23 protein-coding genes are annotated in these 26,746 nt (G+C 72.1%); 19 read left to right on the forward strand and 4 right to left on the reverse strand.

Annotation, left to right across the window (positions count from 1 at the left end):
* Positions 1–25: 25 nt before the first annotated feature.
* The 3 genes from ACFYST_RS02125 to ACFYST_RS02135 are packed head-to-tail and all read right to left on the reverse strand — an operon-like array spanning position 26 to position 2,572.
* On the reverse strand, positions 26–847 hold the full coding sequence (locus tag ACFYST_RS02125; RefSeq protein ID WP_387859267.1) for a WbqC family protein: 822 nt from the start codon (positions 845–847) through the stop codon (positions 26–28).
* Positions 792–1,460, reverse strand: a complete 669-nt coding sequence (locus ACFYST_RS02130; protein ID WP_387635632.1) for a YdcF family protein — start codon at positions 1,458–1,460, stop codon at positions 792–794. Before ACFYST_RS02130 ends, ACFYST_RS02125 begins: the two co-directional genes overlap by 56 nt.
* Positions 1,457–2,572 carry a hypothetical protein gene (locus ACFYST_RS02135; RefSeq protein ID WP_387635630.1) on the reverse strand — a complete coding sequence of 372 codons (1,116 nt, stop codon included), beginning with the start codon at positions 2,570–2,572 and terminating at the stop codon, positions 1,457–1,459. The genes ACFYST_RS02130 and ACFYST_RS02135 overlap by 4 nt, the downstream gene beginning before the upstream one ends.
* Positions 2,573–2,734: 162 nt before the next feature.
* Here ACFYST_RS02135 and ACFYST_RS02140 point away from each other — a divergent pair, with 162 nt between their 5' ends.
* From ACFYST_RS02140 to ACFYST_RS02180, 9 genes are all read left to right on the forward strand, one after another.
* Positions 2,735–3,256, forward strand: a complete 522-nt coding sequence (locus tag ACFYST_RS02140) for a hypothetical protein (RefSeq protein ID WP_387635627.1) — start codon at positions 2,735–2,737, stop codon at positions 3,254–3,256.
* A complete protein-coding gene (locus ACFYST_RS02145) occupies positions 3,253–3,744 on the forward strand; it encodes an ATP-binding protein (protein ID WP_387635625.1) in 492 nt (163 codons plus the stop codon). Before ACFYST_RS02140 ends, ACFYST_RS02145 begins: the two co-directional genes overlap by 4 nt.
* 227 nt (positions 3,745–3,971) lie before the next feature.
* Positions 3,972–4,454: an HIT family protein gene (locus tag ACFYST_RS02150; RefSeq protein WP_387635624.1), complete on the forward strand. Its 483-nt coding sequence runs from the start codon at positions 3,972–3,974 to the stop codon at positions 4,452–4,454.
* Positions 4,455–4,456: 2 nt separating this feature from the next.
* Positions 4,457–5,284 carry a phytanoyl-CoA dioxygenase family protein gene (locus ACFYST_RS02155; RefSeq protein WP_387635621.1) on the forward strand — a complete coding sequence of 276 codons (828 nt, stop codon included), beginning with the start codon at positions 4,457–4,459 and terminating at the stop codon, positions 5,282–5,284.
* Positions 5,281–6,228 carry a hypothetical protein gene (locus tag ACFYST_RS02160; RefSeq protein ID WP_387635619.1) on the forward strand — a complete coding sequence of 316 codons (948 nt, stop codon included), beginning with the start codon at positions 5,281–5,283 and terminating at the stop codon, positions 6,226–6,228. The genes ACFYST_RS02155 and ACFYST_RS02160 overlap by 4 nt, the downstream gene beginning before the upstream one ends.
* Positions 6,229–6,406: 178 nt before the next feature.
* Positions 6,407–7,804, forward strand: coding sequence for a D-arabinono-1,4-lactone oxidase (locus tag ACFYST_RS02165; protein ID WP_387635616.1), 1,398 nt, complete (start codon positions 6,407–6,409; stop codon positions 7,802–7,804).
* 53 nt (positions 7,805–7,857) lie between these two features.
* On the forward strand, positions 7,858–9,954 hold the full coding sequence (gene ligA / locus ACFYST_RS02170) for an NAD-dependent DNA ligase LigA (protein ID WP_387635613.1): 2,097 nt from the start codon (positions 7,858–7,860) through the stop codon (positions 9,952–9,954).
* Between the two features lie 434 nt (positions 9,955–10,388).
* Positions 10,389–10,610 carry a hypothetical protein gene (locus ACFYST_RS02175; RefSeq protein ID WP_387635611.1) on the forward strand — a complete coding sequence of 74 codons (222 nt, stop codon included), beginning with the start codon at positions 10,389–10,391 and terminating at the stop codon, positions 10,608–10,610.
* A gap of 94 nt (positions 10,611–10,704) precedes the next feature.
* The gene (locus tag ACFYST_RS02180; RefSeq protein ID WP_387860060.1) at positions 10,705–12,855 is read left to right on the forward strand and encodes a DEAD/DEAH box helicase; all 2,151 of its coding nucleotides are present in this window, start codon (positions 10,705–10,707) and stop codon (positions 12,853–12,855) included.
* A 3-nt stretch (positions 12,856–12,858) separates the two neighbouring features.
* Here ACFYST_RS02180 and ACFYST_RS02185 read toward each other — a convergent pair whose 3' ends face one another.
* A complete protein-coding gene (locus tag ACFYST_RS02185; RefSeq protein ID WP_387859269.1) occupies positions 12,859–13,866 on the reverse strand; it encodes an NADP-dependent oxidoreductase in 1,008 nt (335 codons plus the stop codon).
* Between the two features lie 185 nt (positions 13,867–14,051).
* On the opposite strand from ACFYST_RS02185, the gene ACFYST_RS02190 reads away from it, so the two are divergent.
* From ACFYST_RS02190 to ACFYST_RS02235, 10 genes are all read left to right on the forward strand, one after another.
* The gene (locus ACFYST_RS02190) at positions 14,052–14,570 is read left to right on the forward strand and encodes a sigma-70 family RNA polymerase sigma factor (protein WP_387635605.1); all 519 of its coding nucleotides are present in this window, start codon (positions 14,052–14,054) and stop codon (positions 14,568–14,570) included.
* Positions 14,567–15,292, forward strand: a complete 726-nt coding sequence (locus ACFYST_RS02195; RefSeq protein ID WP_387859270.1) for a hypothetical protein — start codon at positions 14,567–14,569, stop codon at positions 15,290–15,292. The genes ACFYST_RS02190 and ACFYST_RS02195 overlap by 4 nt, the downstream gene beginning before the upstream one ends.
* Positions 15,293–15,397: 105 nt before the next feature.
* Positions 15,398–16,090, forward strand: a complete 693-nt coding sequence (locus ACFYST_RS02200) for a hypothetical protein (RefSeq protein WP_387859272.1) — start codon at positions 15,398–15,400, stop codon at positions 16,088–16,090.
* 17 nt (positions 16,091–16,107) lie between these two features.
* On the forward strand, positions 16,108–17,001 hold the full coding sequence (locus ACFYST_RS02205; protein WP_387859274.1) for a LysR family transcriptional regulator: 894 nt from the start codon (positions 16,108–16,110) through the stop codon (positions 16,999–17,001).
* A 248-nt stretch (positions 17,002–17,249) separates the two neighbouring features.
* Positions 17,250–17,813, forward strand: a complete 564-nt coding sequence (locus ACFYST_RS02210; protein WP_387859276.1) for a GNAT family N-acetyltransferase — start codon at positions 17,250–17,252, stop codon at positions 17,811–17,813.
* A gap of 52 nt (positions 17,814–17,865) precedes the next feature.
* Positions 17,866–20,016, forward strand: coding sequence for a PQQ-binding-like beta-propeller repeat protein (locus ACFYST_RS02215; RefSeq protein WP_387635592.1), 2,151 nt, complete (start codon positions 17,866–17,868; stop codon positions 20,014–20,016).
* Between the two features lie 95 nt (positions 20,017–20,111).
* Positions 20,112–22,898, forward strand: a complete 2,787-nt coding sequence (locus ACFYST_RS02220) for a BTAD domain-containing putative transcriptional regulator (RefSeq protein WP_387859278.1) — start codon at positions 20,112–20,114, stop codon at positions 22,896–22,898.
* 243 nt (positions 22,899–23,141) lie between these two features.
* Entirely contained in the window at positions 23,142–23,696 is a 555-nt protein-coding gene (locus ACFYST_RS02225) for a WXG100 family type VII secretion target (protein ID WP_387859280.1), read from the forward strand.
* Between the two features lie 80 nt (positions 23,697–23,776).
* The gene (locus ACFYST_RS02230; RefSeq protein ID WP_387859281.1) at positions 23,777–25,747 is read left to right on the forward strand and encodes a hypothetical protein; all 1,971 of its coding nucleotides are present in this window, start codon (positions 23,777–23,779) and stop codon (positions 25,745–25,747) included.
* Positions 25,748–25,800: 53 nt separating this feature from the next.
* Positions 25,801–26,746, forward strand: a 946-nt coding sequence (locus ACFYST_RS02235; RefSeq protein WP_387859283.1) for a hypothetical protein, incomplete at its 3' end; no start/stop codon positions are given.

The following is a 26,746-nucleotide window of genomic DNA, read 5'->3' on the forward strand; positions in this document are numbered from 1 at the left end:
ATGTTGCCCTTCGGGCTCCGGCAGGTCAGGGGCAAGAGGCGGGAACAATCCCACCTCTTCGCTCCTGATCTGCCGGTCGCCGGGCAGCCTTGGCGAGCGCTTCCGCGAAGCCAACCGTTCCTAGCGCAGCGAGCGTGTGCAGTGCTGACATTCGGCGGCTGCCGCTCCAAGGACCCCCGGAAGGTGTGAGGAACGGTTCGACCAGCACGCTGGCAGCGTTGAACGGGCCGTGATCGAGGTACCGGAGTCCGCCTGAGCCGCAGAGGTACGTGGTCGCGCCCGTGACTGTTGCGAGATCAGCGAGCCGCTGCGAACGCTCGCGGCGGGTTGGGAGCTGACTGCTGCGGATGATCCGGCCGTGCCAGCCCAGTAGGTCGAGGAGGACCCTGGTGGAGTTCTCCGCCACGAACGAGGTGCGGTCGGAGCTGGCGAACGCCGTAAGTACGCGCTCCAGGACATCATTGACGTGCCGCCAGTGACGGCTGCGCCGGTAGCAGTGGCGGATCGCCTGTGCGGTCTGGTCACGGCTGCGCTGCTGGTTGATCAGTTGGGCGTCGCGGATCAAGGTGGCGCGGCCGTTGGGGAGATGGGTGGCCAGGCTCAGCCAGTGCTGCTGGCCGGGGCGGTCGAGTGGGGCGATGCGGGCGCGGTGCTGGTAGTCGCGGCGGGCGAACTGGACGTCGTCGAGGACGATCCAGTAGTCCGCCGCGAAGATCTTGGCAAGGGTGCTGAGCCGGGGCAGGAAGTTGGGCTGGTGGATCGCGCAGACCCCGCCCGGCCGAGGGGGAGGGTCAGTTGAGGAGGCGGCTGGTGAAGCCGTCTCGGACAAGAGCTTGGTAGGCGTCATGCACGTCCCCCGGGACTTCCTGCTCGACGGCGAAGCCGAGCTTCGGATACTCGATCACCCGCTGCAGGTCCCCGACGAGCATCTCGGCGACCTTGCGTTCGTCGCCCATGCCCTTGAGGTAGTCGTCGAAGTCGATCGGCTGGGAGGCGCACACGATCTCGATCTCGGGCCAGACCTTGCGGGTGGTGGCGTACGCGCGTCGTTCCATGTACGGCATGGCGATCAGCATCAGCGTGCTCGGGCGGATGCCGGCCTCGGCCATGACCTGGCGGGAGAGGGTGATGTTCTGGCCGGTGTTGGTGGCGTTCGGCTCGATGAGGATCTCGTCGGCCGATACGCCGAGGTCGACGGCGTGCTCGCGGAAGTGGACCGCCTCGCCGCGCGGGAAGCGTTCGGGGGCGGTGGGGTTTGGACCGCCGGAGAAGACCAGAATCGGGAAGAGGCCGGCGCGGAACAACTCGGCGCTGTAGGCGGGCACGCCCAGGTCGTGGCTGCCCAGGGCGATGGCCGCGTCGCAGGGTCGGAGCTGGTGGTGCATCTGGTGGTAGTCCCAGATCAGCTGGGCAGCCTCGCGCTGGTGGTCGGTCAGGCCGGGCTTGTCGTCGTACGTCACGCGCTCTCCCTGGTCACCGTGGCCGGGGGCTGGGCAGCCCACGGAATGAGGGTCTTAATGCCTTCGATAGAGCGGAGTTGGTGGCTGAGGCTGAACTGAGCCGCCACTGCCGCCGCTTGGTCGAGGACATGGAGACCATCATCTACGGTCGCCGGATCGGAGAGCAGGATGTGCCCGTGCGCGGTGTCCAGGCGCACGCGCTGCATCGGGGTGTCGGTCGTACCGGTGGCGCGGGCGGTGTCGATGAACTGCAGGGCGCGGGTCAGGTCGCCGGAGCCGCGGTACGCCAGGGCCAGCTTCTGTTGGGCGACGGACCAGTCGTCGGGCTCGCTGAGATCCTCGAAGTCGCGACTTGCGGCGAGCATGACCCGGGCCGCGAAGTCCTGGTTGCCGTCCTTGCTGAGCGCGGTCCCGACCCAGAGCCGGGCGCGGGCGCGGTCGCGGCGCGAGAGTCGCTCGTCGAGGGCGAGGGCCTCGTAGCGGCGGGCTGCGGCGTCCAGCTTGCCGGACATCTCGGCCACGACCGCCTGCGACAGTTCGATCTGTGCGATTCGGCGCGGAACGTCGAGCTGGGTGAAGATCTGACGGGCCTTGGCGTAGGCGTGCTGCGCGGACATCGGGCCGATGAGCACGCCTTGGTCGCGGTAAAGGTCGGCCTCCAGGACGGTGCTGCGGCCGAGCAGGTACAGCCCGCGGTCGTCCAGTTCATCGACCGGCCAGCGGGTGCTCCAACGGGAGAGCAGGCTGTGGGCGAAGCCGAAGTTCTGCCGGTTGAGCGCCACGACGGAGCGTTCCAGGTCTTCGGCCCAGGTCTCGTACTCCCACAGGCGCGGCCCGGCTGCCGTGATCCGAGGCGGATGGCCCGTGGCCTGGCCGGCCTCGGAGAGAAGCACCTCGAAGCGCATGTGGACAGCTGGCTCGGCCCGAGCGAGCACCGTGTCGAGGATGGCCTGGTTGTCGGGGTAGGGCTCGGTCTTGGCGCGGTGCTTCTCCCACTTGGCGACCGTGCGAGGAGCGACGCCCAGGTGCTCGGCGAAGCCCCGAACGCTCATCCGTAAGGCGGCGCGCAGAGCAGCGGCCTCAAGCCCAGTCCAACGGTGCACCGTCGCCATGTCGTTGCCTCCCTTCGCACACATCGAAGCACCGCAGACGCAGCCGGTGGGCCAGAAGTGCAGCGAAAGTGCAACAGGTGGTCATTCCCGCGAGGACCAGTTCGGCGGCACGCTCAAGGCATCCCTAACAACCCGTTTCCCACGGTGAAGGACGGTCTGCCCATGGAACCGCTGACCGAGCACCGCTCCCTCAACAGCCCCGTCGTCTACGGGTTCCTGCACCTGGTCAAGGCACCCGCCGGACGCGACGGCGCGCTCACGGCGGCGCTCGCCGAGTACTGCGGCCAGCACGAGCTGCTGCTCGGCGCCGTGTTCGTCGAGCGTACGGCACCGGCCCAGGGCGAGCGCTCCGCCGCCTTCACCGGTCTGCTCGATGTCCTGGCCCTCCCCGACACGTACGGCGTGGTCCTGCCCGCCGCCTCGCACCTCGGCCCGCGAACCCTCGCCACCGCCCGCAGCACGGGGCTCACCGAGGCCGGCATCCGCATCCTTCTGCTCCGTCCGCGCAGCCGAGGCCGTGACCCCGTCCCGACCTTCCCACCCTTGCCCAAGCGCAGCCGCGGCGACCGTGTACGAGAGGTCAGAGCCCGGCACGAGCACAGCGACTGGCAGGCATGGCCCGATGCCGACGACCTCGAGCAGCCCACCGGCACCGCCGAGGACCAACAGCTGGAGGAGTCATGACCAACGACGACATCCTGCGAGCGGTTTGGCCGCTCACACCGTTCGACGGTGCGGTGGGCTTCGCTCGTAGGCTCGTGATCGCCACCTTGCGCCTATGGGGCTTCGAACTGGGCGACCGGGCCGATGACGTGGTCCTGCTGGTCAGTGAACTGCTCACCAACGCGTTCACCTACGGTGGTGGCCAGCCCGTCACACTCGGCCTGTACGCCAGCCGCAGCGAGCACGCCCTGACCCTCGACGTGCTCGACGGAAGCAGCAACCACCCCGAACTCCGGACCGTGGCCGACGAAGCCGAGCACGGACGCGGCCTGTTCATCGTCGATCACCTCACGGCCGGCTGCTGGACCTCGCAAGCAACCGACCACGGCAAGCGGGTCGTGGCCACACTGACTCTGGCTGCCCAGCCGAGTGCCGCGCAACCGCAGCAACTTCGCCAGCGGATCCAGGCCGCGCGGCCCCGCCCCCTCGTCTTCCGCTTCTCCACCTGAGCTGGGGTAACCCGGCGAACACCGCAGCCGGGCCGATCGACGGCACTTCTTCGACATGTTCCCCCCACAGAGGATCAGCCGCCGACCAGCCCACCATCCGGGCACCGCCCCGACGCACCGATCGCCCACGGGCCATGTCGCCATGCCCGCCTGGCACTCCGGCTCGCAGGCAGCGCCCCCAGAGAAGGGCTACTTACATCGTGTCCTTGAGCTTCGATCCCCGGTGGTTGTCCCGATACGCGGCACAAGATCTGGTCGGCAACGCGGAGTCCTCCTGCGTCTTCTGCGGCATCGGCCGCGGCGAGGCGGAGGCCCACGTCATAGCCGAGACGCCGGACACCTTGTGCTTCCTGGACCACCTCCCAGCGACCTACGGGCACGTCCTCGTCGTTCCAAAGCAGCACTTCCAGGACCTGTTCGACATCCCCGAAAAGTTGTTTCAGCACGTCATGGCGACCGCGAAGCAGGTGGCGAACGCCCTGCGGGACTCCTGCGGCGCCTCTGGTATCAACCTGGTCCACGCCACCGGCCGGGCCGCTCACCAGACCGTCTTCCACTTCCACGTCCACGTCGTGCCGCGCTACGACGGCGATTCGATCATCGTCTTCCCTCGGCTGGCCGATCCGGCTCGCAAGCACGAGGTCGCACAGCGCCTGCGTACGGCCCTCAACAACCCGCTGCCGCCCAAGGCCGAAACAGAAAGCAGCTAACCGTGACGAGTTCACCGGACGACGCCGTCGCCCAGTTCACCGAACAGGGCTTCGTGCTCCTCAAGCGGGTCGTCCCCGACCGCGTCGTCAGCATGCTGGACACGGCCGTCCGCAGGCTCACCGACGATCGCGGCCCCGACCTGACGCACAGCTCGTTCAACACGAACCCGGCCCTGATCCACGTACGCGACGCCGCGAACACTATCGCCGAGTACCACCTGCTCTTCGAGTGCGGGGCCCTGATGTCCGTCCCCCACCGAATCCTCAACGGGTCGCTCCAGGTCCTAGGCACCGAGGTGCTGCGGCGGGGGATCTACCAGGAGGCCCACGAGCCGTGGCACCGCGACTCCGGGCCCTACCTGGAGCGTCCGTACGACGAGCTCAACGGACCGCTGCACCTCAAGGCCCAGGTGTTCTTCACCGACACGCGCCCCAAGGACAGCGGCAACCTCGTGCTCATTCCCGGCTCCCACCGGTGGCCGGCCGACCACAAGGACGACGCCTACTGGAAGACGGCGAACAACGCCCTCGCCCGGGGCGCGCTTCCCGAGGGCGCCCTGAGCATCCACGCGGCACCCGGCGACGCGGTCGTCTTCGGCAACACCATGTGGCATGCGGTACTGCCCAACCGGACCCAGGAGCGACGCAGCGCCATCATCCGCTTCGGGCAGGCGTGGCTGCGCCCGTACGACCACCCCTGCGACCCCGCCACCGCAGCCGGCCACCTCTCCGCCGAGAGCCGGCGGTTGCTGGGCTACCACTCGAACACGGTCAACCCAGTGGACCTGTACAAGGACCCGACGAGCACCGAGAGCTGGAGCGCGCGATGACCAAGTCGCCGCAGGTCGTCACCGTGCTCGGGGCAACCCGGAACTTCTTCAAGGTCGGCCACTACACGCTGCGCCGACTCGCCGCCGACGCACCGCAGCTGATGCTACGCCTGGCCATTCCGGAAGCCCGGATCGCCGGACGCGCCGTGAGCGACATCGACGTGCAGCTCCGGGACTGGGAACCGGCACAACCCGCCTCGCTGGTCGAGGCGTTGGCCGGGACGGACACCCTGCTGATGGTGCCTCCGATCGACCGGCGCGTCGACATCGGCGGGATGTACCTGCGGGCTGCGCAGAAGGCCGACGTGAAGGAGATCGTCTGTCTGGGCGTCCAGTTCACCCCGGGGCAGTGCACGATGGCCGACGAAGCGGCAGCGCTGGAAGCACTCCTGGAGAAGTCCGGGATCGCGTTCGACGTCGTCCAACTGCCCATGTTCCTGGAGAACATCCTTTACCAGTGCCAGTCGATCGCCGAGGCAGGGTCGTTCACCTTCCCCGTCGACGTCGACCGCCCGTTCTCCTACATCAGCTGCGACGACGCCGCCGAGCTGTTCTGCCGCAAGATCCTCTCTCCCGACTCGGTCAACCTGAGCGGTGCCCTGATGAGCCACCACGTGCAGGCGACCTGCGCTCAGTGGGCGTCGGCCCTCAGCGAGGTCTGCGGGCGGCCGATCACGTTCGCGAGTCAGACGGATGAGCACTTCGTGGCCAGCCTGGCCAAGTACGGGATGCGCCGCGAGGCCGCAGTGCAGGTCCTCGGCCTGTGGGAGCGGATCAGTTCCGACGGGGACGCCCTGGCGACCGGGAGCGCCGAGCAGCTCCTGGGGCGGCCCACGACCGACCTGGAGACGTGGACGAAGGCCCACACCTGCTGCTTCGGCCCCGCCTTCACCTCCTGCCCCCACCCGCACCCGCCCACGCAGCACATGTTCGGCCCCGCCTGAGAAGCGGGCGCGACCGGGAAGCGGCGCGGGCCCGCGCCGCACCACCTTCGCCGCCTCCCTCCTGCGGCCACGGCCGCGGGGGTACGACGGCGAGTTCGAGCAGAGGCATCCCGGCACCGGGACACGGCGGACGCTGTCCGCCCCTCGGTGCCGACCGAGACCACTGAGGACTTCTCCTATGACTCTCACCAACTGGGGCGGCAACGTCACCATCGCCGCCCGCGACGGCTGGACGCGCATCACGTCCCTGGAACAGCTGGAGTCGATGCTGACGCGCGAGGAAGGAACAGTGCGCGTCCTCGGGTCCAGGTTCACCTACCCGGCCCAGCTGCGGTGCCCGGACGGGACTCACGGCATCCTCCTGGACCTCCCCGGTCGCGGGGCCGGTCGGCTGCGGGGCGAGCACCTCTACGTCACCGGAGACACGCTGCTCGAAGACGTGTGGCGGGCGTTCGACAGCCACGGACTGGAACCGGCTGCCTGCCCGCCCGTGATCACGAGGCAGACGGTCGCTGGCGCCCTCGCCACCGGCACCCACGCGCAGGGTCTGTCCGGCGGTACCTTCTCCGACTGCGTGGCAGCCATCGAGCTCATGGACGGCACGGGCACCCTGCACCAGCTCACCCCCAGTGACGCCGACTTCGACGCTGCCATCCTCAACCTCGGGTGCCTCGGTGTGGTCGTCGGCCTGGAACTGCGCGGCCGACCGGCAAACAAGTGGCTCTGCACTCGTTTCACCGCCGCCGAGGACAGCCTGCCCGAGCGCTACGCCGCCTGGAACCGCGAATCCGCAGCTGCCAAGAGCTGGTGGTTCACCGAGCACCAGGTCGTGCATACCTGGCTCACCCACGACGACAGCTGGACGCCCACGGACTCCGCTGCCCAAGGTCCAGCCGACCTGGACCGCATCGTGGCACGCACCCGCCGTCAGTTGATGGCCGACATCGGCGACGGCCAGGGCCCGACACCGGCCGCACAGACGCTGGAGAAGTTCCTCGGCGCGACCGACTCCACGGGGACGTTCCACGAGATCTTCAAGAACGGCATCCCGGCTCCGCAGCTGAACATGGAGATCGCCGTCCCGCTGGACGCCGTGCCCAAGGCGTACGCCGGCCTCAAGGAACTCCTGCACGTCTCCCCGTACAAGCTGCACTACCCCGTCATCCTGCGCACTACCGGCCCTGCCCGCGGCCACCTGAGTCCCGCGCGGGCAGCCCAGGCCACGTACTTCGGCTTCGTGTCCTACATGACCGCCGAGGGGTTGATCGCTGCCGCGCGCCCGCTGTTCGACGACATCCAGCGCCTGCTCTACGGGCTGGGCGGAAGGCCGCACTGGGGCAAGTACTTCACCCCGGAATTGCTGCCCGCCTCCAACGCCGACGGCTTCCCCGAGTTCTGCCGCGCCGTCCGCAGGTTCGACCCGCGCCGACGCTTCGAGAACGACACCTTTTACCGAACGCTCGGGCTCTCCCCGGCACGCCCCCGGACCGATGAACCGGCGCCATCCGGAGGCTCCGGCCTGCCGAGCGAGCGGACGGAACCCTGCCCGGTCGCACCCGCAAGGCGCCAACAGTGAATCGCCCCAGCGCTACCGCCGTACTGTCGGTGCCGGTCCCCAGAATGGGCAGCATGACGAAGCCTTCCGCAGCGGCACCCGCTGTCGACTTTGCCGACGAGGCCGCCTACCTTGAAGCCGTCGCAAAGGCGCGAAAGGCCGCCGATGCCTACTACGGCTCCGGCGAGTCGGGCTTGGACGACGAGACATACGACCGGCTGCTGCGCGGCATCACCGCCTGGGAGGACGCACACCCTGGGCAGATCGCTGCCGACTCCCCGTCCCAGCAGGTCGCGGCAGGGGTGACCACTGGAGATGTCGAGCACAACGTCCCGATGCTCAGCCTGGGTAACGTCTTCTCGGACGAGGAGCTGACGGCATGGGCCGTCTCGCTGGAGCGGCGGCTGGGCGGGGCGGCGGTGGCAGGTTGGGCGGTGGAGCCCAAGCTCGACGGTGTGGCCTTGGCCGCCCGTTACCGCGACGGCCAGTTGGTTCAACTGGTCACCCGGGGCGACGGGACGACCGGGGAGGACGTGTCCCACGCCATTGGGGACATCGCCGGTCTGCCAATGACCCTGACCGAACCCGTCACGATCGAGGTGCGGGGCGAAGTCCTCATGACAGAGGCCCAGTTCGCCGCTGCGAACGCGCTACGGACCGTGCACGGCGCCACGGCTTTCGCCAACCGTCGCAACGCCTCCTCCGGCTCGCTGCGCGCCACGGACCGGGCCTACCGGATTGGGCAGACCTTCCTGGCCTACGCCGCGCTGACCGACCCCGAGCACACCGGCGATCCCACCCTCGCCGGGCTCACCCACACCCAGCTCGTCGCTCGCCTGGCCGCCCTTGGGCTGGGGACCACGGCCGACACCCCGGTCGCCACCATGGCCTGCACGACCCTGGACCAGGTCATGGACCGGGTACGGGAGATTGGCGCCCTGCGGGAAGGGCTCGACTTCGAACTCGACGGGGCCGTGATCAAGGCCGACAGCCCCGCCGACCAGTTCCGGGCCGGGATGGGCTCCCGTACCCCGTACTGGGCCACCGCCTTCAAGTTTCCGGCTGCCCAGAAGATCACTGTGCTGCGCGCCGTGGAGTGGAGCGTGGGCCGCACCGGCGTGATCGCCCCGCGCGCCGTCCTCGACCCCGTGGACGTCGCCGGCACCACCATCACCTACGCGACCCTGCACAACCCGGCCGACATCGCCCGCCGCGGCCTGATGCTCGGAGACCACGTCGTCGTCTACCGAGCCGGCGAAGTCATCCCCCGCGTCGAAGGCGCGGTCGCCGGCCTCCGTACCGGCAGCGAGCAGTCCATCGCCTTCCCCGAACTCTGCCCGCGCTGTGGCTCCAGCATCGACCGCAGCCAGGAGCGCTGGCGCTGTGAGCGGGGACGCGCCTGCGGCCGGACAGAGGCGATCCGGTACGCCGTCGCCCGTGACGCTCTCGACATCGACGGCATCGGCGAGAAGATCATCGTTCAACTCGTCGTCCAGGGATCGATCGAGGACTTCGCCGACCTGTTCACCCTCACCCGCGACCAGTTGCTCACCCTGGACCGCATGGGAGACAAGCGCGCCGACAACCTCATGGCCGCCATCGAGGCCGCAAAGACCCAACCCCTCAATCGGGTCTTTTGCGCCCTCGGCGTCCTGGGCACCGGCCGCTCCATGTCGCTGCGCATCGCCGCGCACTTCGGCTCCATGCAGGCCATCCGAGACGCCGATTCCGTCGCCCTGGAGCAAGTCGACGGCATCGGCGGCGAGAAGGCCCCAGTGATCGTGGCGGAACTGGCTGACCTCTCAACGCTCATCGACAAGCTCGTCGCTGCAGGCGTGAACATGGACCAGCCTGGTTTCGTCCCGCCCGCTACCGCAGATGCCAAAGCCGAGTCGACCTCCCAGCGGAACGGGAGCGAGCTGCCGCTGGCCGGGAAGACCGTGGTGGTAACCGGCGCGATGACCGGGCCTCTCTCGGACTGGTCCCGCACTGAGATGACCGAATTGATCACCAGGGCAGGGGGGCGCGCGTCCTCAAGCGTCTCGGCCCGCACCCATCTCGTCGTCGCTGGAGAGAACGCCGGCAGCAAGCTCGACAAGGCCAGGGCTCTGGGCATCGAAACCATCACACCTGAGGAACTCGCTCAGCGCCTCGCGGGGCATCTGACGTGAGCGGTCGATCTATTGGCCCGAAACGGATAGGTTCCTAGCTCGTTGATCCGGACGTGACGGATCTGGTCGGAGACGCGGCGGTTGCCGCCGTCCGCGCCGGCCCGGGCGAGAATCAGGTGCTGGACCCGGACGAGCAGCAGTGCGCCCGGCATGCTCTGCTCGATCGCGGGCCCGAAGACCTTGGCCTGGCAGGGTAGTTGGGGACACGCGCCATGGCTGGCGACCTGATCGCGCTGCTCCACAGGGGCGGCTGACCGAGCAGGGAGGGCCCTCCTACCGGCTCAGTGAAGCGGTGCAGAGGCATCTGTGAACAGGAGTTGGCGGCATGCGGCTTCACACGAAAAAGTCTCGGTCATTTGCCGCCATGAGGCCTCTTGAACCGCTTGACCCGGAAGGCTCGTCCGTCAGGAAGTTACTCGCAGTCGGGAGCCCGAATGATGAGGGAAGAGCGCCTCAAGATCCTCGGCGCGGAAACAGTTGCGGCCATCCACCGCCGCGTGGCGGCCGCGCCGCCACCACCACCTGAACTGATCGCCGAACTGCGTCCGATTCTGGCCCCTGCAATGGAAGCCGTCCTGGCACGGGAGGCCGAGGCGGCACGTCGGGGGCGGGATGGCAGAGGCTTCACGCCGCCTGACACTGTCTTCGGTGGCTGACGTCCGCGCACGGTTTCCGGCCAGCTGGGGGTGACGGTTCGGGATGCCAGAATTGCCCCGGTTGGTGGGTTGGGCATGAGGAGGCGTGGGTTTCGTGGGAAGTGGGCGGCGGAGCAGGGAGGTTGTGGGGCGGGCTGAGGGGTTGCGGGGGGCTGCCGCGGGGGTGGTGGCGGCGTGGGGGGCTGCGGTGGGGGCTGTGGTGGAGGCGCATGGGCGGATTTTTTGGGGGCTGGTGCGGGGGGAGTTGGAGGGGATACCGGTTGAGCGGTTGAAGGAGGTGACGGAGGGGCGGTTGCAGACCGGGGTGCTGGCGGGGGCGGGGTACCGGACGGTTGCGCAGGTGTGTGGGGCGAGTGCGCAGGAGTTGGTGCGGATTCCCGGGATCGGGGGGTCGACGGCGCAGCAACTGGTGGGGGCGGCGCGGCAGATTGCCGAGGCGGTGGAGCAGAGTACGGCGGTGCGGATCGATCCCGCGCGGCCGGATGGGGACAGCACGGAGTTGCTGATCGCGTTGCACCGGCTGGTGGTGGCCGGGCCGGGGGCGCGGCGGGCGGCGGACGAGGCGAGGGAGTTGGAGGCGGTGCTGGCGGCGCCGTTGGGGGCGGCCGGGCCGGCGTGCGGGTGGGTGAGGGGGCTGGTGGCCGGGGCCGGGCGGCGGGAGGAGGCGCGGCGGGCGGTCGAGTTGTTGGAGGAGAAGGTCGGGGCGGCGGAGGCCGACGGGGTGCCACTGCGGTTCGCGCAGGCGGGGGCCGATCTGTTGCGGCCGGGGGCGGGGGAGGTGGAGGTCTGGGTCGAGTTCGAGCACCGGGCCGCGGAGTTCTACGCCGAGCTGGCGCTGTTGGTGGAGGAGGGCAGGGTCGGGGGCGTCGAGAGGGGCGCTTCCGAGGGCCATCTGCCGGACGCGCTGGCCGAGTTGGTGCGGGCGGAGCGGCTGGACGATGCCGGTTGTACGGTCTCGTTGCGTGGCTACCAGGCGTTCGGGGCGCGGTTCGCGCTGGCCCGGAAGCGGGTGATGATCGGCGACGAGATGGGTCTGGGGAAGACCGTGCAGGCGCTCGCTGTGCTGGCGCATCTGGCGGCGGCGGGGGAGCGGCACTTCCTGGTGGTGTGTCCGGCGTCCGTGCTGGTCAACTGGCAGCGGGAGACGGCGAGTCGGACGACGTTGGGTGCCTATCGGTATCACGGTCCGGAGCGGGAGGACGCCAGAGGAAAGTGGCTGGCGGAGGGGGGTGTGCTGGTGGCCACGTACGAGTCGCTGCGGACGCTGCCCGAGGATCCGGTGGCCGCGCTGGTGGTGGACGAGGCGCACTTCGTGAAGAACCCGGCCGCGCTGCGCACCCGGCTGGTGGCGGAGTGGGCGGGGCGGACGGAGCGTGTGCTGTTCCTGACGGGCACGCCGATGGAGAACCGGGTGGAGGAGTTCCGCACCCTGATCGGTCATCTTCAGCCGGAGTTGCTGGCGGAGCTGCCCACGGGGCTGGGCGTGGCGGGGTCGGTCGCGTTCCGGCGGGCCGTCGCGCCCGCGTACCTGCGGCGCAACCAGCAGGACGTGCTGACCGAACTGCCGGACGTGGTGCGGGTGGACGAGTGGGACGAGCTGTCCGGGCCGGACCGGGCCGCGTACGCCGCGGCCGTCGCGGAGGGCAACTTCATGGCGATGCGGCGGGCCGCGTACGCGGAGCCCGCGCATTCGGCGAAGTTGCGGCGGTTGCGCGAGCTGGTGGCGGAGGCGGCCGAGAGCGGGCACAAGGTGGTGGTGTTCTCGTACTTCCGGGAGGTGCTGGGCACGGTCGGGGAGGCGCTGGGGGACGTGGTCGCCGGCACGATCTCCGGGGCGCTGGCCGCCGAGGCGCGGCAGGAGTTGGTGGACGAGTTCACCGCCGTGGACGGCCATGCGGTGCTGCTGTGCCAGATCCAGGCGGGCGGGCTGGGTCTGAACCTGCAGGCGGCGAACGTGGTGGTGCTGTGCGAACCGCAGCTCAAGCCGACGCTGGAGGACCAGGCGGTGGCCCGGGCCCAGCGGATGGGTCAGATCCGCCGGGTCCGGGTGCACCGGCTGCTCGCCACCGACAGCCTGGACCGCGGTCTGGTCGAACGGCTGCGCGGCAAGGCCGAGTTGTTCGACAGCTACGCGCGGCGCAGCGATCTCGCCGAGTCGGCCCCCGAGGCGGTGGACGTCTCGGACCGCGCGCTGGCGGTGAGGATCGTGGAGGACGAGCAACTGCGGCTGGCGGCGGCGGAGTAGGAGTCACAGGCGGACCAGCATCTTTCCGGTGTTGGCGCCGGTGAGCACGCCCAGGAAGGCGTCCACGGTGCGGTCGAGGCCGTCCAGCACGGTCTCCGGTGCGATCGCCCGGCCGGAGGCCAGGTGCGGGCCGAGCAGGGAGTACAGCTCCTCCTGGGCGTCCATGTGGTTGCGGACCAGGAAGCCTTCGAGGCGGATGCTGCGGCCGACCAGTTCGAACAGGTTGTGCGGGGCGGCGGGCGGTTCGGTGAGGTACTGGCCGATCGCGCCGCACCAGGCGATCCGGCCGAAGTCGCGCATCGAGTTGATCGCGGCGGACAGGTGGTCGCCGCCGACGTTGTCGAGGTAGACGTCGATGCCGTCGGGGGCGGCGGCGGTCAGCAGGTCGGCGACCGGGCCGTCGTGGTAGTCGAACGCGGCGTCGAAGCCGAGCTGTTCGGTGAGGAAGGCGACCTTCGCGGGGGAGCCGGCCGAGCCGATCACCCGGCGGGCGCCGAGCAGCCGGGCGAGCTGTCCGGCGGCGGTGCCGACGCCGCCGGCCGCCGCGGAGATGAACACGTCCTCGCCGTTGGCCAGGTGGGCGATCCGGGTGAGGCCGACGTACGCGGACAGGCCGGTGCCGCCGAGGACGCCCAGGTACGCGCTGAGCGGGACGCCCGGCAGATCGGGCAGGACGCGCACCTCCTCGCGGGTCACCACGGCGTGGGTGCGCCAGCCGTGGCGGTGGAGCACCGCCGTGCCGACGGGGAGCGCGGCGCTGCGGGACTCCACCACGCGGCCCACCGTCCGGCCCTCCATCGGGGCGTTCAGTTCGTTGCCGCCGTCGGCCTCCTCCATCATGCCGAGCATGTACGGGTCCACGGACAGGTAGGCGTTCTCGACCAGCGCGCTGCCCTCGGCGAGCGGCGGCAGCTCGTCGTCCACGAAGGCGAACTGGTCGGCGGTGGGCAGCCCGGTCGGACGGGCGAGCAGGTGGACGGCCCGGGCGTGGCGGGTGGCGGTGCTGGACATGGTGAACGCTCCGAGAGATGAACGGGGTTGACGAGGAGAAACGCTAGGGCGGGCGGTGCGGCCGTGGCAGAGCCCGGCGTTGATGGCAGCCCGCGATCCATGAGCGGCATTCATGCCTGGATGCCCCCCAACGAAACCCGCCCGCTGTTCGTGGTGACGGGTGAGATGCGAGGAGAGGGGGGAACGTGGCCGAATGGGCGGATCAACTCACCGAGTTGGTGGCGACCCGGGGCGCCGAACTGCAGCGCTACGGCTTCCTGTTGACGGGAGACCGGGCAGAGGCGGCGGACCTGGTCCAGGAGGCGCTGGTGCGGGTGTTCGCCCGCCCGCGACGCGCCTGGCGGCTCGGGGAGATCGAGGGGTACGTCCGCCGCACCATGCTCAACCGCTACCTGGACCTGTACCGGCGCAGAGCGCGCTACCGCGCGTTGGTGCCACAGCTGGCCGAGGATCCGGTCGGCCCGGACGGCAGCGAACAGCTCGCGGACCGGCTCCAACTGGTGGTCGCGCTCGGCGCGTTGTCGCCGACCCAGCGGGCCTGCGTGGTGCTCCGGTACTACGAGGACCTGCCGGTGGCGGCGGTCGCGGAGCGGCTCGGGCGCCGCGAAGGAACGGTCAAACGACACCTCAGCGACGCGTTGGAGCGGCTGGGTGTGGCACTTACGGACACTTGTCGAGAACTTGGGGAAGGTGTGAGCGCATGAACCCGGAAGACCTTCGAAGGGGCCTGCCCGAGGCGGCCGACCTGGCCGGACCGCTGCAGGTGGACACCGAACGGCTCACGCGGGCGGTCCGCCGACGCCGCCGGACCCGCTCGGCGCTGACGGCCGGGGCCGTCCTGGCGGTGGCGGGCGCCGTCTTCACCACGGTGGGGCCGACCGGGCCGGCGGGCCCGGCGGTGGCCTCGCCCGGAGCGGGCGGAGCAGGGGCGGCGTCCGCGCCGTCGACCGACACCGTGTTGGGTCAGAAGTGCGGCGAACCGCTGAAGGCCGAGGGCGTGGCACCCGACATCGCCGGGTTCTCGATGTCGGTGAGCTCCGTCGAGCGGGTGAGCAACGAGACGGGTCCGGCCATCGACGCCGCGCTCAGCGCGGAACGGGCGGTGGGCATGGGAGGCAGTCCGGGCCCGGCCCTGGAGGTGCTGTACCTCAAGGACGGCGCCGTCGTCGGCGGCGGGTTCACACTGATCGGGCGGGGCGATCCGCCGATGAAGGGGACCCTAGGGGGCCAGACGTGGCTGCTTCGGGTGGGCGAGCCGTTCGCCATGAAGCTGCGCGAGCAGAACACGCTGTGCCCGTCCGTGACCTGGCCGCAGATCTGGGCGCACCCGGGTGACTACGAGGTGGTGCTGACGCTGCCCGCGGCGGTCGATCCGAAGGAGAGCAAGGATCGGACCGTGATCGCCCGGGCGCCACTGGCCCGTTGAGGCGGGGCGTCCCCCGGTCCGGCGGCCGGGGGACGTCGCGGAACCGGGTGCCGCCCGGGCGCGTCCAAGGCCTGTCCGGTTGGGGTCTGGGAGGAGTGGGCGGGGATGGCTGCGGCACGGCGGTACTGGTTTGCGTTGATGGTGTGCGGGGCGCTGCTCGCACTGTCCCTGCCGCTCTATCGAACGCCGGCTCGGTTCTGCGGGCCGGAAATCCCAGCGGTGGAAGGGGGGTTCGGGTGTGTCGCAGCGGTTTCGTCGCCGGAGGGGGTTCTGGGCAGCTACGACCTGGCGCATCCCGGAGGGGTCCGGCTGTACTGGCTGGCCGCGTTGGTGATCGGCAGCTGCGCGCTCGGGTGGTGGTACCGGCGGGCGGGCGAGGGGCGTCGGGTCGTCGTGGGGGTGCTGGTCGCGGTGCTGCTGGCGGCGGCGACGACGGGCGTGACCTGGGCGGACTGGCACGGTTTCCGCTCGCCGTCGGCCTGGGCGGAGACACCGATGCTGATGGTGTTCAACGGGGCCACGCCGCTGCTGGTGATCGCCCCCGTGCTGCTCGCGCTGGCCGTGGCCGAGCGCAGTGCCGGGCTGTTCGCGTTCGCGGTCGGATTCGGCGCTCTGGCCTACGTCTTCGCCACCCGCGACTCCTTCGGCGTGATGCACGATCTCGGCGTTCCGGTCGATGTGTTCAGCGACCCGGCGGGAATCCGGCAGTTGCTGAACCTGGCGATACCGGCCGCCGTGCTGCTCCTCGCGGCGGGAGCCGCGTACGGCGTCGGTGCGGTGGGTCGGCGACGGCCCTGACGCCGTACGCTGCGCAGGTGGCAGAGGATCTTCTTCCGCAGGAGCTGCGGGTGTTGGTGGCGGTGGCCGAGAGCGGTGGGTTCACGGCGGCGGGGGAGCGGCTGGGGCTGACGCAGTCGGCGGTGTCGCACGCGGTGCGGGGGTGCGAGCGGAAGCTGGGGGCGGTGCTGTTCGAGCGGGGGCGGCGCGGGGCGGTGCCGACGGCGGCGGGGGAACGGGTGGTGGGGCACGCCCGGCGGATTCTGCGGCTGTTGGCGGCGCTGCCCGGGGAGGCGCGGCAGGGGGAGCCCGGCGGGCCGCGCGGGCCGGTGCGGATCGTCGCGTTCCGGAGTGCGGCGGGGCGGGTGCTGCCGGCGGTGCTGGCCCGGCTGGCGGTCAGTTGCCCGAAGTTGGAGCCCGAGGTGCGGGTGGTGCGGGACTTGGGGCGGGGCACCGCGGGGGAGGTTGCCGACGGCCGGGCCGATCTGGCGCTGGCCACGATGGGTGCGGCGATTCCGCGGGGGCTGGTCGCGGTGCCGCTGTACCGGGAGGGTTACGCGCTCGCCCATCAGCAGGGGCATCCGGATCCGCGCAGTCTGCCGCTGGTCGACTGGGACGAGAACTGCGGCTCGTACACGGCCGATTGGTGGCGCCGGCAGGACTGGATCCCGTCCGCGACCATCAACGTCTCCGATGACACCGTGGTGCTGTCGCTCGCCGCGCAGGGCCTCGGGATGGCGATCATGCCGATGCTCTCCCTGGACCGGCTGCCCGACGGGCTGGCCGTCACCGATCTCGGCGCGGAGCGTCCGTCCCGGGAGGTCGGCTACGTCACCACCCCCGAGCTGGCCCGGACGGCCGCCGTGCGGGCGGTGGTGCGGGAGTTGCGCGCCGCCCCACTGCCCGCGGGCGCGAGCGCGGTGCGCCGGTAGAAGGGGGGGGCGTCCCGCCGCCCGTAGCGGGGGCGCCCGGCCCGGGAGAGAGGTGGGCCGGGTGGGCGGCGGGACTGGAGTGACGAACCCCGCAAATGAGTCTTCCGGGGCGTGCTCACGTCCCACTAACGTCCCGCTGACGTGCAGGAACAGCCGTGGAATATGGTTGACTTGACGCGTGGTCGATGGGCGGGGGAGGGTACGCCGGGGCAGCTGCCGGGCGGCCCGGTGAGGCGACGGGGGTGGCCATGAGAGCGCTCGCCGAGGTGCGGGACGATCCGCTGACGGACGGCGACGTGGTGCTGCGCAGGCCGCTGCCCGCGGACGCCGCCCTGGTGCACCGCGGCACCCACGATCCGCTGGTGCGCGAATTCCTCCAGGCGGTGATCCCGCACCGGGACCTGGCCGCCGCCGAGCGCTGGCTGACCGAGATCCCGCCGATGCTCTGGGAGACCGGACGGGCCGCCTACTTCACCGTCGAGGAAGCCGGAGGAGCCGTCGGCTGGGCCGAGTTGGTCAACCTCGACGCGGATCAGGACAGCGCCGAGATGACCGTCTGGCTGCTGCCCGAGCACCGCCGGCTGCGCACCGCGAAGAGCGCGATGCGGCTGGTGTGCCGGTTCGGGTTCGAGCGGCTCGGCCTGCGCCGGATCGACGCGTTCGCCGCCGCCGACAACATGCCCAGCCAGGTGACGGGCGCCGCGATCGGCTTCCGCCGGGCCGGCTACCGCCCCGCGCTGTTCCGCAGCTCACGCACCCAGCGACTGCACGACGCCGTGTACGCGACCCTCGTACCGGAAGACCTCTGCTGACCCCCGGGGACACCACCAGGCAACTCCCCGCACCTGAACCAGGAGTGACGACATGTCAGAAAGCAGCCTCCGGCTGGAGGACAGCGCGCTCGGCGAGCTGCTGATCACCGCCGACGGGTTCCGCGCCACCCGGGACGGGCAGGAGCGCACCGGACGGGTGGACGCCGCACTGATCGTCCGGGTGCTGTCCGCGCTCGGCGAGGCCCCCGCGCCGGTGCCCGGCGCCGCCGCCCCGACGGCCGGCCGCCGGCTCACCGTGGCCGGCCTGAACGGCCGTCAGGACCGGCAGTGGGCCGACGGCACCGACGCGCCGGTGCCCGCCGCCGTCGCCCCGTTCGCGACCCTGCTGGCCCAGGCGTTCGGCGAGCCCGGCGAACCCGCCGCGCTGCCCGGCGCGGTCGCCCTCGGCCACCCGGCCGCGCACGGCGCCCGCAGCGCCGCCGCCGTCGGCACCGTCGGCGGCCGGGCCGCGTACGCCCTGGTCGAGGAGGACGGCTCGTTCGGCCTGACCGCCCTCGACGACGCCGCCTCGCTCGGCGGCTCCGACTCCGACGCCGGCCTCGCCCCGTCCGCCGTCGCCCTCGGCGAGGCCGGCGGCCGCTCGCTGTTCGCCGTCGGCGGCGGCGACGGCTCGGTGCAGGTGTGGGACGCCACCACCGGCCAGGTCGTGCACGGCTCCACCGGCGGCGAAGGCGCCCAGGCCGTGGCCGCGCTGATCTGCCGGGACATCCCGGTGGCGTTCTCGGCCGGCCAGGGCGGCGACCTGCGCGCCGTGCGCGCCGACGACGGCCGCGTCCTCGGCAACCTGCCCACCGGCGGCCACGGCGCCACCGTGCTGCGCGCCGCGCACTGCGCCGGGATCGACCTGCTGGCCGCGGCCGCCGCCGACGGCACCGTGCGGGTCTGGGACGCGGGCACCGGCGAGCAGCTGCACCTGCTCGTCGGCCACCGCGGCGAGGTCCGCTCGATGGCCGTCCTCACCGTCGACGACCAGGCCGTGCTCGCCACCGGCGGCCACGACCGCACCGTCCGGGTCTGGGACCTCGCCACCGGCCAGCTGGTCGCCGAACTCGCCGGCCACACCGGCACCGTCACCGGCCTCGCCTTCACCACCCTCGACGAGCGCCCCGTGCTCGCCTCCTGCGCCCTCGACGGCACCGTGCGCACCTGGGACGTGTACGACGGCCGCCCGCTGCACGGCTGGCCCGCCGGCAGCTGGCTCACCGCGCTGGCCGCCACCGACGGCGTCCTGTTCACCGGCGACGAGACCGGCCGGATCACCGCCTGGGACGCCGCCACCGGCGCCGCCCGCACCGTCGCCCCCGCCGGGCGCCCCGGCAGCCCGCTCACCGCGCTCGCCACCGGCGCCCTGGGCGGCCGTCCCGTGCTCGCCGCCGGCTTCGGCGACGGCACGCTCCTCGTCTGGGACGCCCCGACGGGCAGCCAGCTCCTCGACCTGGCGGCCGACGGCGGCCCCGTGCACACCCTCGACCTGACCGCCGACGGCCCCGACGGCCCGCTGCTGGTCTGCGGCACCACCGCCGGCGCCGTCCGCAGCCACCGCCTCGCCGACGGCACCGCCAACCCGCTGCCCGTCCCGCACGCCGGCGCCGTCACCGGACTCGCCTTCACCACCGGCGACCAGCCGCTGCTGGCCTCGGCCGGCCGCGACGGCGTGATCGCCGTCCGCGCCGCCGCCACCGGCGACGACAGCCGGCGCTTCGCCACCGGCCACGGACCGATCACCGCGCTGGCCGCCGTCGTCGCCGGCGGGCAGCCGATCCTCGCCACCGCCGGCGAGGACCTCAAGGTCCGGATGTGGCACGCCGGCAGCGGCGCCGCCGGACCGGTCTGCGAAGGCCTCACCCGGCCCGCCGAGGTGCTGTCCTTCACCGAGATCGGCGACCGCCCCACGCTGATCGCCGGCACCTCCGACGGCAACGTGCTGGTCTGGGACGTCCAGAGCGGCCAGCGCATCGCCCTGCTGACCGGCGGCGGCGCCGCCGTCCGCGCCGTGGTCGGTCGCGAGCTCGACGGCGAGGCGCTGCTCGCCGCCGGAGACGCCGCCGGCACCCTGCGGCTGTGGCACCTGAGCAGCGCCACCCTGCTCAACGAAGCCGCGCTGGACGGCACTCCGCTGGCCATCGAACTCGACGAGGCGGGCCTGCGGATCGTCACCCCGGCCGGTGCGATGACCCTCTGACGGTCCGTCCGGACGGCCCTGATTGGGTGTACCGGATAACGACCCGGTAGCCTCCCTCACCGGACACGACTCGGGGGGAGTTGGGGGTTACTGCGGTGAAGTTCCGGCTGCTCGGGGCCGTTTCGGCGGATGACGCCGAAGGCGGCGAACTGCGACTCGGACCGGAGAAGCGGCGCAGCGTGCTCGCCCTGCTGCTGCTGCGCCGCAACCGGGCGGTCTCGGTCGCCCAGCTCACCGAGGCGCTGTGGATCGCCGAACCCCCCGCCAACGCCCGCACCGTGGTGCAGAGCCACATATCCCGGCTGCGCGCCCTGCTCACCGAGCAGGGCGCCACCGGCCAGGGCGTCCAACTCGCCACCGCCGGTGACGCCTACACCCTGCACCTGCCCGAAGGACGCCTGGACGTCGAGCAGTTCGACACCCTGGTGGCCGCCGCCCGGGTCGAGGCACGCTCGGTGGACGTGGTCGACGCGCTGGAGCACGCGCTCGCCCTGTGGCGCGGACCCGCCCTCACCGGCACCGTCGCCAGCCCCCCGCTGGAGGCCTGGCGGCAGACCCTGGAGGAGAACCGGCTCGCCGCCGTCGAATCCCTCGCCGACCACTACCAGCGGCTCGGCGACCCCGCCCGGGCCGCCGAACTGCTGCGCGCCGAAACGGTCGCCCACCCGCTGCGCGAATCGCTGGTCTCCGCGCTGATGCTGGCGCTGTTCAAGGCCGGACGGCAGTGCGACGCGCTCGACTGGTACCACCGCACCCGCGAATCGCTCGCCGACCGGCTCGGCGTCGACCCCGGGCGGGCGCTGAACGCCGCGTACGAGCGGATCCTGCGCGGCGAACCCACCGAGCCCCCGGCTCCGGCCCCGGCCCCGATTGTTCCGTCAACTCCCGTGGTAATGACGGAAGTCGAATGGAAGGTGCCCTCGCCCGCCGGACCGCCCGCGATCGAGAACCTCCCCGCCATCGACCTGCTGCCGCGCGCCCCGCGCGGCTTCCACGGCCGCGACACCGAACTCGCCACCCTCGCCGACGCGGTGCGCAGCGGACCGGAAGGCGCGATCGCGCTGATCACCGGACCGGCCGGGGTCGGCAAGACCGCCCTCGCCCTGCACTGGGCGCACCGCAACGCCGGACGCTTCCCCGACGGCCTGCTCTTCGCGGACCTCGGCGGCTTCAGCGACCGCCCCGGCCGCGACCTCGACGAGGTGATCGCCGAATTCCTCGCCGCACTCGGCGTCGCCCGCGAGGACCTGCCGGCCGGCACCACCGCCCGCGCCGCCCTCTACCGGCGGATCACCACCGGCCGCCGACTGCTGGTGATGGTCGACAACGCCCGCGACACCGCCCAGGTCCGGCCGCTGCTGCCGGCCGGCGCCGACTCCGTCGCCGTCGTCACCAGCCGCCACCGGATGCTCGGCCTGGTCGCCGCCGAACTCGCCCGCCCGCTGCCGCTCGCCGTGCTCGGCCCCGAGGAGTCCACGGCGCTGCTCGCCCGGGTGCTCGGCCCGGCCCGGATCGCCGCCGAACCCGAGGCCGCCCGCGAACTCGCCCGGCTCTGCGACGGCCTGCCGCTGGCCCTGCGGATCGCCGCCGCCAAGATCGCCGCCGACCCGCGCCGCGGCCTCGCCGCGATCACCGAACAACTCCGCCACGAACAGCGCCGGCTCGGCCACCTCGCCGCCGAGGAGATCAGCGTGGCCAGCGCGCTGCGCATCTCCTACGAGCAACTCCCGCCCGTCACCGCCCAGTTGTTCCGCACTCTGGGCTTCCACCCCGGCCCGGTGATCGACGCCCACACCGCCGCCGCGCTCGGCGACCTGGACCCGTCGGCCGCCGCCGAGGCCCTCGACCAGCTGGCCGCCACCCACCTGATCACCGAGACCGACGGCGGCCGCTACACCCTGCACGACCTGGTCTGGCTGTACGCCCGCGAACTGAGCAGCCGCACCCACCCCGCCGAACAGCGCCTCGCCCGGGAACGGCTCGCCGACCAGTACCTGTACACCGGCCTGGCCGCCGCCCAGGCCGCCGAACCCGGCAGCAAGCCCTGCTGCGAACCCCCGGTGGGCAGCCACCGGCCGCGCGCCGTCGCGGAGTTCGACAGCGGCGAGGACGCGATTCGCTGGCTCGGCGCGCACCGCGAAACACTCGCCCAGGTGATCGCCACCGCCTCGCCGGAACGGGTCTGGCGACTCGTCCTCACCCAGTGGCCGCTGATCCTGCGCCGTCTGCGGGACGGCTGGGTGTCCCAGCTGGAACACGCCCTGGACGCCACCCTGGAGTGCGGCGACGCGGACGGCGAGAGCCAGGTGCGGGCCATGCTCGGCTGGGTGCTGGTCTCCAACCGGCGGCTGCCCGAGGCCGTCACCTGCCTGACCCCGGCCGCCGAACTCGCCGCCAGGGCCGGCAACCAGGTCGGCCGGGCCGTCGCACTGGTCAACCTGGCCGCCGTCCAGTCCGAACTCGGCGACACCACCACGGCCGGCAACAACCTCACCCAGGCCCTGGAGATCGCCCTCGCCATCGGCCACACCCACACCGTCACTCTCGCCCTCCAGCACCTGGCCCGCCACCTGCTGGTCACCGGCCGTCCCGCCCACGCGATCGAACAGGCACTGTTCGGGCTGGAGTTGACGGCAGATCAGATTCCGTCCTCGCGCCGGGTCCTGCTGCACACCGCCTGCGGCGAGGGGCTGTCCGCGCTCGGCCGCCACGCCGCGGCCCGCAGCCGGCTGAACGCGGCCCTCGCCGAGGCCGAGCAGATCGGCCACGACGAGGCCACCGCCGAGGTCCTCGGCGCGCTCGCCGCCGCCGAGGACGCCGCCGGACTGGCCAACGCCGCCACCGCGCACCGGCGGCGAGCAGAGCAGCTGGGGCTGTCGTGAGCCCCTGGTGGGAGCCGGAAACCGGCGCGTTAGTGAATCGCCGGAAACCGGCGCGTTAGTGAAGCGCAAGCCGAAGGCAAACGGCCACCGCAAGGATGATTCCGTGCGGTAGCCGCGGGTACGCGGGACTGCCCGTGGCACCGCGTACGGCCCCTCGCTCGCCCGGTCGCCCCCGGCCTCCATGCAACGCCCCTTCACCGGCCCGCACCGTCGGGGAGCAGACATCGGGAGAGGGCGGGACGGATGGCCGGTGACGGCGTGAACATCGACCTGGACGAGGTCCAGGCGGCAGCCAAGACGATCGCAGCGCTGCTGGAGGAAATGCAAGGGCCGTTCGCCCAGCTGGAAGCCCACATCAACATGGTCGAGGACTCGGTGTACGGGACCGACCTGCTGGGCAAGTCGCTGACCGGCGGCGGATCTTCGGTCGGCGGCTTCAACAAGCACCAGAAGGACGTGCTGGCGGGCATCAAGCTGCTGCTCAGCAACGCCACCGCGATGGGCACCAACCTGCAGACCATGGCCGCCCGGCACCAGGCCAACGACGAGGAGCACGCCGCCTCGCTCAGCCGGATCGGCACCGACGTGAGTGCCCCGCTCGAGCCGCTCATCCCGGCCACGGCCCCGACCCCGACGTCCCCCGCGGCCACGCCCGCGCCCGCGCCGGCCCCCGCGCCGACGCCGCAGCCGGACAACGGGGGTTACCACACCCAGGACGGGCCGTCGCTGGACTACAACAAGCCCAAGCCCCCGCCGGAACCGCACGGCCCGGGCGGCGGCGGCCGCAACCTGATCTGACCCACACCGCACACCCGCACCACGGCGGCTGATCCGGTGTCAGCCGCCGACGCACCCACCATCCGAGAGAGCTTCCCGCCATGATCGAGCTGCCGGCCGACCTCGCCGAAGTGCTCAAGACCGTGCAGAAGAACGAGAACGGCAAGGACATCTCGTTCCCCGACGGCAATGAGGACCTGATCGGCGACCTCGCCGCCGCCTGGGACAAGTGGAACCAGGTCGCGGACTCGCACATCCGCGGCATCGCCAACGCCGCCCAGCGCGCCATGTCCTGCATGTCCGGCGCCGCCGCCGACAGCTTCCAGTCGTATCTGCAGAAGTTCGCGGGCGGCGACGCCTCGCACGTCGCCACCACCGTCAAGGCCGGAGCCGACATCGCCAGCGGCCTGCACGGCGCGCACCAGGCGGTGATCGACACCAAGAACGAGATGATCCGGGAACTCGACTACGCCAAGACGTACATGGCGCAGAACCCGGCGGGCAAGCACGACGACATCGCCAACTCCGAGGGCGTCAAGCAGGCCGCCAGCCTGTACCACCAGTACGTCAGCGGCGTCAGCAACCAGGTCGACGGCATCCTGCGCAACAACGCCAACCAGATCGCCGACATGAACGGCATCGGCAAGACCTGCACCCTCAACGGCGGTGGCGGCGGCGGAGGCGGCGCGGGCGCCGGAGGCGGCTCGGGCCTCGGCATCGACAGCGCGGGCGCCGGACCGGACGGGATCGGCGGCGGCGACGGTGCCGGCGGTGGTGCGGGTGGCGGTGCGGGTGACGGGGCCGGTGGCAAGGGCGGCGGCGCGGGCGGCGGGGCCGGTGGCGGCGGTGGTGGTGCGGGCGGCCACGGCGGCGCCAAGACGCCCAGCATCATGAAGCCGTTCACGCCTCCGCCGCCCGGCCACGTGCCGGACCTGTCCAGCGGCGGACACCCGCCGACCTTCACGCCCCTCCCGGTCAGCCCGAAGGGCTCGCTCAACCTGGCCGGCCTCGGCGACCTCGGCTCCGGCGGCCCCGGCCTCGGCGGCATCGGCCACTCCGGGCTCGGCGGCGTCGGCAGCGCCGGACTCTCCGCGTTCGGCGGCGCGGGCGGCGCCGGACTCGGCGGCGCCGGGCTCGGCGGTGGCGGCTTCGGCGGCGCCGGCGGCGCGAGCGCCTTCGGCAACGCGATGGGCGCGATGGGCCGGGCCGGCGGCGCGCTGGCCGGCGCGGGCGCCGGTGGTGCCGGCGGTGGCGGCATGCGAGGCGGCGGTGCGGCCGGTGGACGTGGTGCCGGCGCCGGTGCGCGCGGTGCCGGTGCCGCCGCCGGTGGCATGGGCGGCGCCCACGGCGGCGGCATGGGCGGCGCCGGACGGGGCGGCAAGGGCGAGAAGAAGGGCGCCAACCGCTTCCTCGGCCCCAGCCGGTTCGGACCGGAGGGCGAGGAAGAAGAGGCACTGCTGCACGACAGCGGCATCCTCGGCCAGGCCGGCGAGGTCGACCCCCGCGACCGCAACTGGCAGCGCGCCCGCCGCCGTTGGCTCGACGACGCCCGCGCCGAAGGCGTCCTCACGGCGCCCGAGCCCGAGCCCGTGGCAGCCGCCGAAGCCGCGGCGGCCCCCGCCAGCGAGCAGGCCGTCCTCAACCAGCTCGCGGGCGTGCTGCTGGGTGCCACCGTCACTGCCGACGGCGAGGCGGCGACTCCCGTCGCGGGGGAGGCGGTGACGCCGGCTCAGGAGAGTGTCGCGGCCGAGGCGCGCGGGGAGTCGAAGGCGTCCGGGGCGTCCGGCTCGGCTGGGTCGGCTGGGTCGTCCAGCTCGTCCAGCTCGTCCGGTGAGTCGAAGGCGGGCGGGGACGCCGAGTACCTGGATCGGGCCCGCAGCGTCGCCGCGCGGCGCGGACACGGCGAGGCCGCGGAGGCGGTGGCCACGCCGGCCACCCCCGCAACTCCGGTGAGCGCGGCGGCTCCTGCGGCAGCCGCCAAGCCGACTCCGATCCGGGAGGAGGGTGGCTACCAGGTTCCCAGCCCGTTCCTGCGCGCCGCACTCACCCGCCTGGCCGCCCCCGCGGACTGACCGCCGCCGCCCCGCTACCCCCGCGCTGATCCGTACTCACTAAGGAACCCCCCATGAGCAACGACGTGCCCTGGTTCGCGATCGACCCCGGCGTCGAACCCGCGCACACCATGCGCATTCCGGAAGGTGAGCGGATCGGCGTGGAGGCGCCGACGTTCGGCGACGCCGCGCGGGTTGGCTGGGTCGAGCCGGATGTGATGCCTGCGCAGCGTATTGAGGGGGGCGGGCCGTTTACGGAGGCGGCGCGGGTTGGCTGGGTTGAGCCGGATGTGATGCCTGCGCAGCGTATTGAGGGGGGCGGGCCGTTTACGGAGGCGGCGCGGGTGGGCTGGGTCGAGCCGGATGTGATGCCTGCGCAGCGTATTGAGGGCGGTGGGCCGTTTACGGAGGCGGCTCATGTGGGGCGGTTCGAGTCGGACGTGATGCCTGCGCAGCGTATTGAGGGCGGTGGGCCGTTTACGGAGGCGGCTCATGTGGGGCGGTTCGAGCCGGATGTGATGCCTGCGCAGCGGATCGAGGGCGGTGGGCCGTTTACGGAGGCCGCGCATGTCGGGCGGTTCGAGCCGGATGTGATGCCTGCGCAGCGGATCGAGGGGGGCGGGCCGTTTACGGAGGCCGCGCATGTCGGGCGGTTCGAGCCGGATGTGACGCCCGCGTTCCGGGTCGGGACGGCCGTAGGCGAGCCGATGGAGACCGCGCGGTTGAAGTCGTCGGAGGGTGTGCCTCTGCATGAGGCGATGCCTTCGATGCCTGCCGAGATGGGGCGGTTGAAGTCGTCGGAGGGTGTGCCTCTGCATGAGGCGATGCCTTCGATGCCTGCCGAGATGGGGCGGTTGAAGTCGTCGGAGGGTATGCCGCTGCATGAGGCGATGCCCGCGATGCCCGCCGAGACCGCGCGGTTGAAGGCGTCGGAGGGGGTTCCGCTGGGGGACACGATCCCGGCGATGTCCGCCGAGGCAGGGCGGTTGAAGTCGAGTGGCACCCCGCTCCCGGAGGGGG

The sequence above is a fragment of the Kitasatospora sp. NPDC004614 genome, assembly GCF_042873675.1.
In the GTDB taxonomy this organism is placed as follows: domain Bacteria; phylum Actinomycetota; class Actinomycetes; order Streptomycetales; family Streptomycetaceae; genus Kitasatospora.